The following is a 16,091-nucleotide window of genomic DNA, read 5'->3' as shown; positions in this document are numbered from 1 at the left end:
CACACCATGCTGCAATCTCTGGCTCAGTACCTCGAACAGCGGCTGGCGACCGAAGGTGCCGCTACCGTCAAGCCCGCACGCTTCGCCGAATTGGCCGGGCGGCTGCTGGCCAGCGGCGTGGTGTGGCGCGAGCATTCCCGGCCCGAAGCCGCGCTGTACGACGATGCTATCCAGTGCGAACAGTTGCTGCGTGAATGGTTCGCCTGCATCGGCTTCGTGCTGGTCCACGACAGCGACGCTCGCCTGTTGCGGCTGTATCCGCCTGGGGAAGGCGGTGGCGACGAGGAGGAAGACGGCGTGCGCCGCCTGCGCGCCCGCTTGTCGCGTGATTTCGTGGCCGCCGTAATCGCCCTGCGTTTTCTCTACACCGAGGCGCTGACCGGACGCCGCCCACTGGTGGATGAACGCCTGGCCATCAGCCTGGAGGAGCTGTCCCAAGCAGTCGTGTCGCTACTGGCGCATAAGCTGCCCCACGCAGCCAGCGAGCGCATGGCCTTGTTGCGCGAACTGCGCAAGCACCGCGTACTGCATTTCGTCGAGGGCGATGACGCCGGGGACATGCAGATGGGGCTGGCCGTGCTGCGGCCGGTGATGAGCTTCGTCAGCGACGAGGCCCTGGAAGAAGCCTTGCGGCTGGTGGGGCGGCAGGTGCCCGCGGTACTCAAGTCCGACCCCGAGCCGGAGGGCGGCGCATGAAAATCGCCAAGTTGCTCACCTGGCACTGGGGCTCGCTGGAGGACCGCGAATGGCCCTTCGCTGACGCCGTATTGCTGACGGGCGAGTCGGGCTCGGGAAAATCCACACTGCTCGACGCCATCCAGACCGTGCTCACGGCCGCGCACCAGCACGTGGTGCAGTTCAACATCGGCCAGGACGAATCCACGCAGAGCCGGCGCGGCGGCAAGGAGCCGCGCACCCTGGCCGCCTACGCCCTGGGCCAGCAGGCCGACGGCGTATTCCTGCGCACCCGCTCGACCAGCTACGCCGGCATCGTCTTCGAGGCCTCCGAACAGGCGGGCGAGCAGGCCGAGCCCTTCACCGCCCTGGTGGGCGTGGAGGCCTTCGAGGACGGCCGTCGTGCCGTGCTGCAAGGATCACCGCAGTTCTTCATCGTGCGCCGCCCGCTGTCGCTGGATCACCTGACTCGCCGCACGGGCGAGGTGCTCACGGCCACGCCGGTGCCGCTCAAGGAGCTGTACGTGCAGCTCCAGCACCGCCTGCAGGCCCATGCCGACAAGAGTGCCTCTGTGGTTCAACGTTTCCCCGACAAGGGCGGCTACCTTCAGCATCTGTACGGCGCACTGATGGGCAAGACGGCAGTAGGCGAACACGATGCCACGCGCGCGGCAAAGTCGCTCGTCAAGGCCATGGCCTACAAGGAATTGGGCAACGTCAACGACCTGGTGCGCGACGAAATCCTGGAGCCGCACGATTTCAGCAAGGATCTGGACAAGATGCGCGAGCTGATGCGCGCCATTGCCAGCCTGAAGCTAGAGGCCGAGCGCCTGGCACTGAATCTGGCGCGGCTCGACGCCGCCCAGGCCAGCGCGGACCAAGTGCTGGACGAGGCGCGGCGTTTCGTCACCACCACCATTGCCCATGCCCTGCGCACGCGCAGCGAGGCCCAGGATGAACTGGCCTCGGTGCAGCGCCAGATCGCCACGCAGGACAGGAAGCAGGCGCAACTGCAAGAGAAACTGGCCTCGCTCGAAGCACAGGAAACCCAATTGCGCGAGCAACTGCGCGGGGTGGACAAGCGCCTGGACGACAGCGACGTGGCGCGCGAGAAGCAGGCGCTGGAAAACCAGATCCGCCTGCAGGCCGACCAGTTCCGCCTGCACTGGGGCCGCGTACAGGAGGCTGCGTGTGGCATCGGCGGGATGGTCGCACAGCTCGAGCAACTGCTGGCGCTGGACTTGTCGGCCGTGCCGGCGCTGGCTGACGCGGTGGAGGCCCTGCGCCCCGCCGCGCAGCGGATCCTCAAGCCCTGGCCCGCCATGGCCCAGGCTTACGCGTGTGACGCCGCGCTGGACGTGCTCCTACCCGCCTTCGAACTGGAAGCCTTCGACGCGCAACTGGCCACCTTGCGCCAAGGCATCCACGATAACGATGGCTCGGTGCAAGCGGCGGTGCTGCAAGCCTTGACTGAAGTAGGCGTTCAGTTGAACCAGCTGAAGGACGACACCGAGCAGCGCGATGCCGAACTGCGCCGCCTGCAGGGGGGCCGCCCCCAGGGGCCGAAAGACGCGCATGACGCGGTGGCATTGATCGAACGCGAAATCCCCGCCGCCCGCCCCCACCTGCTGGCCCAACTGGTGGAACCCCGCCCTGGCTCCTGCTGGCAGAACGCCATTGAAGGCTACATGGGCGGCGACCGCTTCGCCATCATCGTCGAGGCCGGCCTGGAAGCGCGTTGCGCCCGGCTGGTGAAGCAGCACTATCGCGTGCGTTCCCCCAAGGTCGTGCAGGGGCGCAAGGCGATGGAAGATACCGAGGGCCGCCAGCTGGAGGCCCGGGCCGTACTGCACGAACTGGTCTGCCAGCATCCGGTGGCCCAGGCCTTTCTGATGGCCCAGTATAGCCGTGTGCGCAAGGTGGATACCGAAGAGGAACTGGCGCGCACCCCGCAGGGCCTGATGGAAGAAGGCCTGGGCAGCCGGGGCTATGGCATGTTCGCCTGCTATGAACCCGATGAGAAACTTACCTTCGGTGAAGCTGCCCGGCAGCGGCGCCGACAGTGGTGCGAGCAGGAACTGGTGAAGTTGGGGAAGGAGACGCGCGCGAAGCAGGCGCTGCGCCAGTCGCTGCAAGCAATCACCCGCATGTTCAACGGCCCCGTGTTTACGCCGCTGACGCCATTGATGCTCGCCGTGTTGGAAAGCCAAGTTCAGCATGCCCATGCCGAACAGGCACTCAAGGCGCTGGACCTGTCGGCCATCGATGCGTTGCTGGCCGAGCAGAAAGACCTGAATGGGCGCATCACCGCCGTGCGTGCACAACACCGCGATGAAACGGAACAGATGGGCGGCACCAAGCAGGCGATGAGCAGCTTGCGCCGGCGCGAAACCGACCTGCAGGCGCGCCTGCCTGACCTCGACATCGCCTGCACCAATGCCACGGTCTGGGCCTCGCGTTTCGCGGGGGCCGTGCCCAGCCTGGCCACCGAGCTTCAACTACTGGACGAGGCCCAGGCACTGGCGGCCGAATCCGAAACCAGTCTGGATGCGTTGCGCCTGCGGGTAGAACGCTTAAACGAAGGCCTGCCCCGCACCTTGCGCGAACTGGCCCAGGCCGTGGGCACCTATCTCTCTGGCGCGCGTGACGACAGCGAGCGCTTCACCTGGACCGACCCACCACGCAGCGTGGAGCGCCTGGCAGAACTGCTTCCCCTCGTCGAAGGCACCCGCGCCGCCATTGCCGAGCAGGCTCAGCGCCAGCGTGCCATTGGCCTGGCGGACAATGCGCGTGCCTTGCACGAGGCCGAAGGCCAGTTCAACCACGTTTTCACCAGCAGCTTCTGCTTCAAGGTGCGCGATGACGTCAAGCAGGGCGCGCTGACGTTGCAGCGGCTCAATCGCCACCTGCAGGACATCCGCTTTGGCAGCGACACCTTCCGGCTGGAGTGGGACTGGGTACCGCGCATGCAAAAAGTGCAGGAATTTTTCGAGGCGGTAGAAAGCGCGGTCGAAGGACTGGAGCATGACCGCGGCTCCATCTTCACCTCGCCCCGGCTTACCGACGAGCAACGCGCCACCGCCGAGGAGATCCGCCGCCTGCTGCTGGCCAACGACCAGGGGGCCAGCGAACGCGCGCTGCGTGATCTGGCCGACTACCGCAACTACCGGCGCTACGACATCCTGCGCACCAGCCCGGTGGGTACCACACGGTTGTCCACCTGGGGTACGGGCTCGGGCGGCGAACTGGAAACGCCGTTCTACGTGGTGCGCTCGGCTGTGCTGGCCCATGCGCTCGGGCATTTCGGCCGCGACCGTCGCGAAGCGCCCGCCCTGCGCCTGATGCTCAGCGACGAGGCCTTCTCCAAGATGGACGAAACGCGCTCGCGCAACGTGCTGCAGTTCCTGTCGAGGACGCTGGGGCTGCAGCTCGTGGTGGCCATGCCCACGTCCAAATCGGGCGCGGTCAAGCCCGAGTTCGACAAGGAGTTCACCTTCTCCAAGGTGATGGCACGCAGGCCCAGCGGGGAAGGATTTCAAGAACTCTTCATCAGCGAAGCTCAGGAGAAAACGCTTAATCGCCCGGCCTTGGCCCGGTTGTGGAGTGCGCATGCCGAGCAGGCCCGCGAGGCCGCGCGCGTCCAGTGGCAAGAGACGCAGCAAGCTCAACAGCCGGCCGGCGAGCCCGGCAACCCGCCAGGGAATGCCCGAACAGCGGGCCCGGTGGCTAAAGACGGTGGTGACGGCCACACCGATAGCGGACTCCAGCCCTGATCATGGACATGCCTGAATCGTCCTCGATCCCCGATCTGCCTTCGCCGACCCCCTTCCTGCTGCGGCTGGCCCGCTTGCTGCTCGCCAAGGCCGAGCGCAGCACGGTCCAGGGGCCGGTGCGCTTGCCGCTGGACCGCAAGACCGCACCTGAATTGCACGATGCCGTGGATGCCGACCAGATCGAGCTGCTGCGCATGCAGCTCGATGACCTGTGCGCTACGGGCTGGACGGCCTTGCTGCTGGAGGCGCCACGCACATTTGCCAATTTCAGCGACCGCAAACCCCGGCTGGAGCTGTGCGATTTCGACGCTTTGGCGGCATGGGCCGGCTACACCCCGCAGGCCCTGCGCTGGCAGCGGCAATGGCGGGCGCATCTGGACGCGCACTGGGCGGCGGATCCGCAGAACGAGCCAGCCGATCCGTCCGCCGTGCTGGACCACTTGGCCCGCAACCCGCTGGTCGCGATGGAAGGACTGCCACTGGACGAAGCCACCCGCAGCCTTTCTGCTTTGATCGCGTTGTGCCGGTCGGGTCGGACGATGGCCCTGCGCGAAGCCTCCGCCCGCGCTTTCCAGGGCCGCTCCAAAGTGCTGGACCACCGCGAGGAACTGCTGCGGCTGCTCGGTTCGAGATCGGGCCAGTTCACCGAGGCGCCGGTCCAGTTGCTGTTGGCGCCGCCACCTGGGAAACCGGCAGGCGCCAACGATGGCGGGGCCAGCGCCTTCAAGGATGTGCTGTTCATCGAGAACCTGGTCACTTTCGAGCACATGGCCGATGCACGCGCCCCCGCTTGGGCGGGCAGTCTGCTGGTTTATGCGGCCGGTTTTCGGGGTAGCGCCCGCAGGTTGCGTGCCCGCGCCGGCTGCCGCCTGTACTTGCGCGCACCGGCGTCCGCCGCGTCACTGCCGGCGATCGAACGCTGGCTGTTCGAGCTGCCGCAGGACGTGCGAAATGGCCCGTTGCCCATGCCTGTGTACTTCTTCGGCGACCTCGACCACGCCGGCATGCAGATTCTTGCCAGCTTGCGGGAAGTGTTTTCCCAGGCCAGCGCCTGGCGTCCAGGTTATGAGCAATTGGCTGGCTTGTTGGCAGCCGGCGCAGGCCACCCGCCGGAGCTGGCGGCCAAAGCCCAGCAAACGGACCCAGGTCGCACAGGCTGCGCCTATGCAGACGATGAGTTGCTTCCCCTGCTGCGCAGCCAGGGGCGTTTCATCGATCAAGAGGCTTTCGATCTCAACCATGTCGATGGACAGGACCGATGATCGGCGCGTACTACGATACGGTATTTACCGCCGCGCAAGCACAGGGCATGCCTGTCGAAACGGCCGCGGACCACGCAGCTAGCGCCTTCCTGGATGGCAAGCCCGTGCGCCAAGGCAAACGCAAATGCAGCGGCGCCGACCGCCATGCCGCCTTCTGGGCGTCTGGCTTCCTGCCCACACTGCCGGAGCAGGCCTGGCGGCAAGAGCCGCTCGGCCTGGCCCTGACCCGCTACCTGGGCCAGGATGGTTTCGCCTGCCCGGACATCGTAGCCCACGTCGCCAGGCTCGCACCCGACGTGCTCCAGCAGGCCGCCCGCCACGCCGGGCTGGTGCTGCGGCAGGATTCACCACGCTGGCGCGAAATCGAAGCCCTGGCCGACAGCCAGTCCGAAGCCTTCTCCGAGTTCGTGCAGGTCTTTCGCATCTTCAGTCAGGCACATGGGTTGCGCGTGGACGAAGTCGAACACCTGCGCCAGCCTCTGGCGGCACTGACGCCCCTGGACCTGCTGGCCTATGCCAGTCTCTACGCCTTCGAACACCTGTTGCCGGATCTGCTGGAAGGCCGCTCCGAGTCCGAGGCACCGGATGCCCAGGAGGTCTGGGATGCCGTCGAAGACATCCTGGCCTGGAAGCTCGCCACCTGCGATGCCGCCAGCCTGCGCTTGACCGACTCGGCCATCGCCGCCTCGCTGCGACAGCACCTCACCCCTTTCCTGTTCCCATCCAGCGAAGCATCTGGCCCCCGGTTCGATCTGTACGAAGCGTTCGTTGCACTGCTCGATGCACAGATCGAATTGAACGCCTTCATCAACCGGTCGGCAGACGCCTTCAGCTACGACGACAGCATTCGCTTCATTCGGCAAGGCGAGCAACTGGAAATCGTCGAAGTGGATGCCCAAGCACGGGCCGCATGGCGCCGCGATGGCGACAAGCTCGACCGCCTGCACCAGTACTGGCTCTATCGCGGCATGGATGCGCTGATGGCCTCCCCCGAGTTGTTGGCCTTGGTTAGCCCGGCCCATCTGGAAGCCAACTTGCAGGCCTTCGCCAAGGCCATGGGCACCTGGCTGCGCTTGCAGGAAGTCTATGGCGTAGCCGAACAGGTGCGCACCGAAGCTGGCTCTTGCGTCAATGTCTTCCGCGCTCTGCTGGCCACCGAGTTGATGACGGCCTTCTGCATCGAGGACTTCCTGCGGCCCTACCACCAGCACCTGCAGCAGCTTGGTCATCCATGGCTGGCGCTGGGGCGCCTGGCGTTCGGTGGCCTGCTGCAGCCCGAGATGCAGAACCGCTTTCCGATCACCTGGGCTGATCGGGCCGCCAAGATCGCCCGTATCACCCCCTGGACGGCTACGGTGGAACACCCCCAAGGCCAGCCGCGGGCGGCGGAAGCCATCCTGGACTTCTGGACTAGCGACTGGAACGCGTTGGCCGAGCGATTGCGCGGGGGCGATGTCGCTCTGCGCCCCCGCTGGCAGGAACGCCCCGTGCTGAAAATGGGGCGGCACCTGTTCCAAATGCCCTGGATGATGGCCGTGCAGAACAACGCCACCGCAGCCGTCAACAACCTGCGCCGCCTGGGTGCCCGGCGGAACGAAGCGCGGGACGAGACCCGGCGCATCGAAGAGCGGCTGGGCGCGCTGTTCGAGCAGCGAGGCTTTCGGGTGCTCGTCGGCCACGAACTATCCGCTGACCTGGGCGACGACGCGGATGCGGGCGAGATCGATCTGCTGTGTGCCCTGGAAGGGCACTTGCTTGTCCTCGAACTGAAGTCGACCTACCAGCCGCTCCGAGAAGGACGCCTGGCTGCACCGCACCTCGACCCTGCGCAAGGCGGGATGGCAGTTGTTCAGGAAGGTGCCTGCGGTTCGCCATGCACTCCGGCACGATGCAGTGCTGCGGCAGACGCTGGCCTTGCCGCCAGACGCCGAGCCGCGGATCACCGCCTGGATCGCCGACACGTCTATCGAGTGGGATCACCAGGCGTTCCGGGGTTTTCTCAAGGTCTCGTTGGAAGAAATCCAGATCGCGCTGCACGATGACCGGCGTTGGCTGAATGACCCCGAGGGCTTGTTCCGCACAGGAAGCGGCGATGCACCGATACCGACCGACGCCACTGCCGAACCGGCTGATACGCTCTATCCCGGAGGTTTTTCGGCGAAGCGTTTCATTGATGTCATCGAATCGGCCGAAGTGTGGGAAGGGGTGACATGAGCTGCCATGCTGCGGCACCATCACCGTTGAATCCGCCAACCGACTGATAGACTTCTCTCGATCATGCGCACGCCGCACGCCTACCGTGTCATGCCGTCGCACACCAGCCCAGGCATCCTGTGGGGTAAATCGTGGGGGAAATGCAAACCCATAACCCCAATGGACAATGAAAATCAACCGCTTGGAGCGTATCTCACGCTTTAGGTGCAGAACATAGATGGAGGTTTCAGGGTGCTTCCCATCATCCCAAAGACCCCTTAAAAATCAGCTGATTAGGGTGGTTTTTGGGGCATGACGTAGCAGGTGGTTTCAGCGTAGCGCACGATGAATGCGGGGGAAATTTGTTCCCCCGCCCCGTTCGGGCCAGTGCCCGCATTTTTCCCCGCACGTTTGCTGTGAAACGCCGTGGAGACCGCACCATGACTGCCCCTGTAACCGACAAGACGCTGCCTGTCTGCATGCCGCGTCCGTCGGCCGAAGCATCGGCGACGGACTGATTTTTCTTGGCACGACCGCCGGCGCATCCAAGGGCAGGGTTTCCTGGGCCTGCGCTACCGTTTCAACGGTCCCGAACGCGAGCAGGTGCTGGGCCGTTACGCCAACCGCAACGACGTCACCCAGCTTTTCCCCTTGGTCGAGGCGATTCCGCCGATCCGTGGCAAGCGCGGCCGACCGCCCTCGAAACCCCGACTCGTACAGGCCGATCGCGGCTACGGCCACGACAAGTACCGCCGGCCGCTCCACGCCGCAGGTATCACTACCCAGATCGCCCGCCGCGGCCAGCCGCATGGCAGCGGTCTGGCAAGACTCGCCGGGTTGTTGAGTGCCCCTTGGGCTGATTGCACAACGTTCGACGCTCGCGCATCCGTTTCGAGCGGCTGGCCGTCATCCACGAAGCCTTTCTCGAGATAGCCTGCTGCATCATTTGCGAGCGACACTTGCAGGAGGCATAACATGCATTTTGTTAGCGCCTCTAAGCGCAGGTCCATACTCTGCAAGAAACGTTCGTGTGATTGCACCGGCGCGCACCGTCGTCCGCTGCCGCACATGCATGGCGCTCGGGCATAATCGCCACGCCTATCCGCTTCGCATCGCCGCCGGCGCTGCGCCTGTCCTCACGGTGTCCGCCCCATGTCCTCCGCGACCCTCCAAACCCGGCACAAAGTCCTGATCGGCGTAGTCGTGCTCGCCCTCATCGCCGGCGCCTTTCTGCTGTTCTGGCTGCAGCGCTACGACGGCAAGGTCAATGCGCTGGCGCTCGACCTCGCCCGCCCCGACGCGCTGATCCGAACCCGCAGCCTCGCCCGCCTGCCGGCCGACCTGCTGCGGGTGCCGCTGGCGCGCGACGTGCTGACCGAGGATTTCGTCGACTACTACGAACACCACGACCAGCGCCTGGCGCTGTCGGGCACGCTGCGCCGCATCGCCTTCGAACACGCGCTGAGCTTCCCCGAGCGGGTGCTGGAATCGGTGTTCGACGAGCCGGCCGAGGTGGCGCTGTGGCGCGGCGCCGACGGTACGCTCAAGCACTTCGCGGTGGCGATGACGCGCAATGCGCTGGCGCGTGCCTTGCAAATGGCGCTGCCGGTGCTGCCCGACACCCAGTTGGAGACCGCCGGCACGCTGCACGGCGGCCGCGCCCGGCTGCTGGTGCTGCGCCACGGCTACGGCCGCGAGCTGCTGCTGGTGGCGCAGGGCGACCGCGTCGTGGCGCTGTCCGATCCGGGCATGCTGCTGATCGCGCCGGAGGCCCCGTCGGAGGACGGCGCCGATCCGCCGCAGGACGCCGCCGCCGCGGCCGTGGTCGGCCGCCTGCTCGATGCCGATGCCGAGCGCGATTCGCCCTTCGCCGCGCATTTCGCGCTGGCCGCGCCGCAGGCCGGCGAGGTGCACCAGCTGGTGGCGTCTTCGTCCTTCTACACCCTGGGCTACGACGCCTTCGCGCCGGGCGTGGCCGCGCTGTCCTTCGCCTTCGACGACCAGGGCGCCTGGCGTACCGCGGCGCTGATCGATGCCGACGCCCTGCCCGCCGGCGGCCTGGATGCCGTCGCGCTGTGGCCGGCCTTGCCGCACGGCGCCAGCCTGTGCGCGGCGCTGCCGGCCGACTGGGCCAGGCTGGCGCCGCTGGCCGCGCGCGTCGGCGGCGGCGAGGGCAGCAAGGCCGGCTCGTTCGAGGATCTGTTCACCGGCCCGGCCGCGGTGTGCTGGTATGGCGAATCGCGCCTCTACACGCCGCTCTTCGTCGCCGGTCTCGAACGCGAACTCGACGATGCCCGCGCCGGCGAACTCGCCGCGCTGTTCACCCGGGCCATCGGCCAGGGCGCACCCGACCAGCGCGCCCCGGTGGAAGTCGCCCAGCGCGGCGACGGCGCGCGGTTGTGGCGGCGGCCGGTGGAAACGGTGTTCGGCGCGCGCCACGGCGATGAAGAACCGGTGCTCGCGCCCACGCTCGCGGTGAGCGGCCGCAGCCTGCTGTTCTCGCCCGACGGCGCGCTGGTGGACAAGGCGCTGGACGTCTCCGCCAAGCTCTACCCGGCGCTGTCCGACAGCCTGCCCGACGGCGCACGCACGCTGGCGCTGATCGACCCGGCGCCGCTCGCCGCGCTGCTGAGGAAGGAAGTCTTCGCGGCGCTGCCGCGCAACGAGGAAACCCGGCTGCGCAATGCCGCCGACGCCCATCTGCTGCCGCGGCTGGACGCGCTCGCCAAGTACCCGGCGCTGCGCCTGGTGCGCGCCGACGAGGCGGTCAGGGGCCGCGCCTGGCATGCGCTGACGTGGGAAAGCGCGGGGAGCGGGCGCTGATGACTGGCCGCAGGCAGCCCTCCCGGCGCGGCTTCCTCGCCGCCGCCGGCGCGCTGCTGCTCGGTACGGCGCCGCCGCTGCGGGCGCTGATGCCGGCCGCGCCCGGCCGCGCGGCCGACATCGGCCCGCGGCTGGACGCCGGACAGAGCCGCGCCTTCCGCGCCTGGGTGGTGCGCATCGCCGAAGCGCAGATCCGCCGCGGCCCGACGCCGCGCTGGACGCACCGCGACTGCGCCGGCCTGGTGCGCTTCGCCGTGGCCGAGGCGCTGGCCGGACACGACCTGCGCTGGCGCCGCGCGATGGGCATGGACGGCCGCCTGCCGCCCGACACCGTGCCCGATGCGCTGCGCGCCGAACTGCGCCACCGGTGGAAGCGGCCCGACGGCAGCACCGGCGCCTACGTCAATGCGATCGGCCTGGTGCAGGAGAACAGCCGCTTCGTCGGCCGCGACCTGCGGCTGGCGCGGCCGGCCGACCTGCTGTTCTTCGACCAGGGTGACGCCCAGCACCTGATGCTGTGGACCGGCCAGCGCATCGTCTACCACAACGGCGCCGAACCGCGCCCCGGCGACGACGGCCTGCGCGCGGCCGCCCCGCGCGAGCTGCTGCAATGGACCGACACCCGCTGGCGGCCGGACGCCGCCAATCCCAATTTCGCCGGCGTGTTCGCGTTGGCCTTCCTGACCTGATCCGCGATCCCAGCGCCATGACGACCTTCATCCGCCCGTCCCTCCCGCGCCTGCTCGCCGCCGCCCTGCTGGCCTGCGCCTGCCTCGCCGCGCCGCCGGCGGCGCAGGCCCAGGCCGAGGCCGGCCTGTCCAGCGGCTACCTGCCGTTCGAGAGCATGCCCTTCTTCATCCTCGCCGACCGGCAGTTCGGCAGCGGCGACGAAGCCCTGCTGCGCGTCGAGGTGCCGGCCAGGGACGGCGGCCGCCAGATGCTGGAAGCCTACGGCGGCGTCGACGTCCTGCTCTACCGCGTGCCGCAGCCGCTGGCCTTCCTCAAGGCGCAGAAGAACCTGCACCGCGTCGACGTGCGCGCCCGGCCGCGCGACGAGGGCCTGGCCAACACGCTGTCCTACCTGTGGGACAACGCCTGGAAGAAGTCGCGGCTGGCCTGGCGCGACCTGTTCGACGCCAAGACGCGCGGCACCGTCACCGCCGCCGCGCCGGCATTGCAGAGCCGGCCGGCGCTGCTCGAAGCCACCGAATTCCGCGCGCCGCAGCGCTTCAAGCCGCTGGAAGGCTACGAACTGGTCGACCGCTTCCGCTACCCGGTGTGGCAGGCGCAGGCCATCAAGCCGCCGGAGGTGAAGCTGCAGGGTTCCAGCAGCGACTTCATCCCGGCGAGCGAAGGCAACATCCACGTGCCGCTCGGCAAGCTCAAGCCCGGCCTCTACCTGGTCGAAGCCATCATCGGCAGCCATCGCGCGGCGACCCTGCTGTTCGTGTCCGACACCGTGGCGGTGACCAAGATCGCCGCCGGCGCGCTTACCGTATGGACCGCAAACCGCAACGACGGCCGCCCGGTGGCCGGCAGCCGGCTGCTGTGGACCGACGGCGTGGGCACGCTGAAGTCCGCCACCACCGCCGCTGACGGGCTCGCCACCCTGGCCCACGCCAGCCCGGAACGGACTTATCTGCTCGGCGAGGACGCGGCCGGCGGCGTTTTCGTGTCGGAGAATTTCTACTACGACAGCGAGATCCACGACACCAAGCTGTACGCCGTGACCGACCGGCCGCTGTACCGGCCGGGCGATCTGGTGCGGATCAAGTTCCTCGGCCGCGACTTCCAGTCCGCCAGCCGTTCGCGCCCGGCGCGCGCCGGCGAGCTGCGCATCGAGGTGAACGATCCCAACGGCACGCCGGTGCTCGCCACCCGTGCGCCGCTCGCGCCCGACAGCGGCGCCGACACCGCCTTCCGCCTGCCCGACAACGCCGTGGCCGGCGGCTACGAGATCCGCATCGGCTACGAGGACAAGCGCTACGGCGCGGCCTTCCGCGTCGCCGAGTACGTCAAGCCGCACTTCGAGATCGAGCTGCTGCCCGACCAGCAGCACTACAAGACCGGCGAGCCGGTGAGCGGCAAGGTGCGCCTCGCCTATCCCGACGGCAAGCCGGTGAAGGACGCCGCGGTGGAACTCACGCTGCGCGCGCAGACGCTGACCATGGTGCAGGGCGAACTGCGCTACAGCGGCCTGTTCCCGGTGCAGCTCTCCACCGCCAGCCTCACCACCGACGGCAGCGGCGAAGCACGCTTCGCCCTGCCGGCGGCCAGGGAGCCGTCGCGCCTGGTCCTCACCCTGCTCGCCACCGACGGCGCCGCCTACCGCGTGCGCAGTTCGCGCGAGCTGCTGGTGGAGCGCGCGGCATCGAGCTGGAAGCTGGTGGCGGCGCGCAACTTCACCCTGGCCGGCGACAAGCCCGGCTTCCGCCTGGAGGCCGAGGGCGACAACGCCGCGCTGCCGGCCAGATGGGAGATCGTCCGGCTGGAAGACCAGTCGCGCACCAGCGGCGACTTCGACCCGGCGGCGCGCAGCTGGACGCCGGCGCTGGCGCGTCCCGGCTCCTACTCGCTGATGCTGCGCGACGCCGCCGGCAACATCGTCGCCGCCACCGCGCACTGGGTCGGCGGCGGCAAGGACAAGGACGGCCTGCAGGTGGCGCCCGGCTCGATCGAGATGGTTGCGGACAAGCCCGGCTACCAGCCCGGCGAGACCGCCGAGGTGCTGATCTCCTTCCCCGAGCCGGTGGACGAGGCCCTGCTGACGCTGGAGCGCGACGGCGTGGACGCCACCGCGCTGCTCAGCCGCGGCGCCGGCTGGCTGCGCACCGAGCGCCTCGCCCCCAACCAGTGGCGCGCCCGCATCCCGGTGACGGAAGCCCACGCGCCCAACATCACCTTCTCCGCGGTGTACGTGAAGCACGGCGACTACGTCTTCCAGAACGCCGGCCTGGTGGTGGAAGCGCCGCGCCTCGCGCTCGACATCCGCAGCGACGCCGACACCGTGCAGCCCGGCGACACCGTCACGGTGGACATCCAGGCCACGCTGCGCGGCAAGCCGGCGCCGGCGCTGCTGACCGTGTCGGTGGTGGACGAGATGGTCTATGCGCTGCAGCCGGAGATCGCCCCCGGCCTGCCGGAATTCCTCCAGCACATCCGCCGCAACAACGTGCGCACCGGCGCCAGCCTCAACTTCATCGCCTACGACGAGGCGATGGACTGGTCGGCCGCCGCCGCGCGCCAGCCGCCGGCCCGCCACCAGTACAACGAGCGCGGCGTGAAGGTGCTGGAACGGCCGCGCCGCGACGACACCGACACCGCCGCCTGGCTGCCGGCGCTGAAGACCGATGCCGAGGGCCGCGCGCGCTTTTCCTTCCGCATGCCGGACGCGCTGTCGCGCTGGCGCATCACCGTGCGCGCGCTCGGGCTGGACGGCGCCGACGGCGTGCCCGGCCAGCGCACCGCCTACGTCCGCTCGGACAAGCCGCTCTACGCCAAATGGACCTCGCCCGACTGGCTGCGCGAAGGCGACGCGCCGCAGGCGGCGCTGGCGGTGTTCAACAACGCCGCCGAGGAACGCAAGGCCGAGGTGGTGCTGACGCTCGCCGGCAAGGAAGTCCGGCAGGCGGCCGAGCTGCGCCGCGGCGTGAACTACCTCGTCTTCGCGCTGCCGCCATTCAAGGGCCGCGAAACGGCCCGCGTCGAGGTCAAGGAAGGGGGCAGGACGGTCGATGCGCTGGAAACCCCGTTCACCGTCCGCGGCGCGCGGTGGCGCGGCCCGCGCGAGCGGATGCTGAGCCTGCACGGCGACGCTCCGGCGCCCGTCGAGCTGCCCGCCGACGCGCGCGACCTGCGCCTGCGGCTGGTGGCCGGCGGCGGCGAACACTTCTTGCGCATCGCCGACGACCTCATCGACTACCCCTGGGGCTGCACCGAGCAGACCGCCAGCCGGCTGATCCCGCTGGCGCTGGTGACGCCGCTGCTGGCGCCCCGGCGCAACGCGGAAGGCGAGGGCGGCCGCCTGTGGCAGACGCTCTACAGCCAGCGCCTGCGGCTGGCGGCGCTGGCCGGGCCGCAGGCGGTGTTCGGCTGGTGGGGTGACGGCAGCGAGCAGAGCGCGCTGATGACCGCCTACGCCTACTACGCCGACTGGTACGCCGCGCGCACGCTCGGCATCGAGCTGCCGGCGGCGCACTGGGAACGGGTGCTCGCCGCCTACCGCAACCACGCCAGCCGCGAACCGCTGCTGCACCGCGCGCTGGCGCTGTGGTTCGCGCAGGAGATCGGCCTGCCGGTGCGCACCCAGGCCGAGGGCCTGCTGCGCGGCCTGGCCGAGGCCAAGGCGCCGGAAGACGCCGCGCTCGGCGACGAAACCTGGAGCCCCTTCCTCGCCGCGCCCGACGGTGCGCTCGGTGTCGCCCACGCCCGCGTGCTGGCGGCGCTGATCGCGCAGCGCGCGCAGGCGCCGCTGCCGGCCGGCTTCGATGCCGCGCTGGCCGAAGCGCAGGACCAGCTCGCCGCCAGCAGGCGCCCGGCCGCGCGCGCCCTGCTGCTGCTCGCCGGCAAGGAAGCGAAGACCGCCGCGCCCGACATCCTCGCCGCCGTCGGCAACGCCATGCCGACGCTGGACCGCGCCCTGACCCTGGTGTGGACGCGCAAGGCGCTCGGCGAGATCGCGCCGGGCGCGCCGGCCGGCCGGCCGCTGGGCGCGTGGCAGGCCGCCACCACCGCCTTCGGCCAGCCGGAATGGCGCTGGCCCGCCAGCAGCCCGCTGCCAGGCAGTCTGCAAATCGAGGGTATCCGCCTTGAAGGCCGCGGCGCCGACGCCCCGCCACTGACCGCGGTGCTGCGCTACGAGGCCGACGAAGCCGCCGGCCCCGGCACGCTGCCGGTGGGCGTGGAGCGCCACCTCTACCGCCTGGCGCGCGGCGACAAGGGCTACACGCGCACGCCGGTGAAGCCGGAAGACGGCCTGTCGGTGCAGGCGCTCTACCTCGACGAGATCGTGCTGAAGGCCGACGCCGTGCACCGCCACGGCCTGGTCGAAGCGGCGCTGCCGCCGGGCGTCGCGGTGGAGCGCGGCACCTGGGGCATCGCCCTGCTCGACGGCGGCCCGCAGGCCGCGCCGCTGGAGCGCGCCCGCGCCGAGGAGCACAGCGGCAGCTACGGCGTGCCGGTCGATCGCCTGGAAGGCACCGTCACCGTCCGCCACCTGCTGCGCGTCGCCCAGCCCGGCAGGTTCGTGCTGCCGCCGGCACGCTACTACCGGATGTATCAGCCGGAGCAGAAGGCGCTGGCGGACAAGGGCGAAGCTGCGGTGTGGGTGGTGAAGTGAGCTTGACCGGGTAGGGGTGAGTATTTA

The 16,091-nt window shown here is 69.2% G+C and carries 8 protein-coding genes; all 8 read left to right on the top strand.

Going from position 1 to position 16,091, the window contains the following annotated elements:
- Window positions 1–6: 6 nt before the first annotated feature.
- The 8 genes from CCZ27_RS19465 (at window position 7) to CCZ27_RS19430 (ending at window position 16,064) form a co-directional block, all read left to right on the top strand.
- Complete coding sequence (locus tag CCZ27_RS19465; protein ID WP_096450957.1) at window positions 7–696, top strand: DUF4194 domain-containing protein; 690 nt, start codon at window positions 7–9, stop codon at window positions 694–696.
- Entirely contained in the window at window positions 693–4,448 is a 3,756-nt protein-coding gene (locus CCZ27_RS19460; RefSeq protein ID WP_096450955.1) for an SbcC/MukB-like Walker B domain-containing protein, read from the top strand. Before CCZ27_RS19465 ends, CCZ27_RS19460 begins: the two co-directional genes overlap by 4 nt.
- 2 nt (window positions 4,449–4,450) lie before the next feature.
- Complete coding sequence (locus CCZ27_RS19455) at window positions 4,451–5,710, top strand: hypothetical protein (protein ID WP_096450953.1); 1,260 nt, start codon at window positions 4,451–4,453, stop codon at window positions 5,708–5,710.
- On the top strand, window positions 5,707–7,752 hold the full coding sequence (locus tag CCZ27_RS19450) for a hypothetical protein (RefSeq protein ID WP_096450951.1): 2,046 nt from the start codon (window positions 5,707–5,709) through the stop codon (window positions 7,750–7,752). Before CCZ27_RS19455 ends, CCZ27_RS19450 begins: the two co-directional genes overlap by 4 nt.
- Complete coding sequence (locus tag CCZ27_RS23715; protein ID WP_157748641.1) at window positions 7,721–7,924, top strand: hypothetical protein; 204 nt, start codon at window positions 7,721–7,723, stop codon at window positions 7,922–7,924. The genes CCZ27_RS19450 and CCZ27_RS23715 overlap by 32 nt, the downstream gene beginning before the upstream one ends.
- Window positions 7,925–9,055: 1,131 nt before the next feature.
- Entirely contained in the window at window positions 9,056–10,726 is a 1,671-nt protein-coding gene (locus CCZ27_RS19440) for a DUF2138 family protein (RefSeq protein WP_096450949.1), read from the top strand.
- Window positions 10,726–11,415: a DUF1175 family protein gene (locus CCZ27_RS19435; protein ID WP_096450947.1), complete on the top strand. Its 690-nt coding sequence runs from the start codon at window positions 10,726–10,728 to the stop codon at window positions 11,413–11,415. The genes CCZ27_RS19440 and CCZ27_RS19435 overlap by 1 nt, the downstream gene beginning before the upstream one ends.
- 17 nt (window positions 11,416–11,432) lie before the next feature.
- On the top strand, window positions 11,433–16,064 hold the full coding sequence (locus CCZ27_RS19430; protein ID WP_198363191.1) for an MG2 domain-containing protein: 4,632 nt from the start codon (window positions 11,433–11,435) through the stop codon (window positions 16,062–16,064).
- Window positions 16,065–16,091: the final 27 nt, after the last annotated feature.

Origin of the sequence: Thauera sp. K11, from assembly GCF_002354895.1 — a bacterium.
GTDB classification, from domain to species: Bacteria; Pseudomonadota; Gammaproteobacteria; order Burkholderiales; family Rhodocyclaceae; genus Thauera; species Thauera sinica.
The sequence above is the reverse complement of the archived record's forward strand: the minus strand, read 5'-3'. Positions and strand labels throughout refer to the sequence as shown.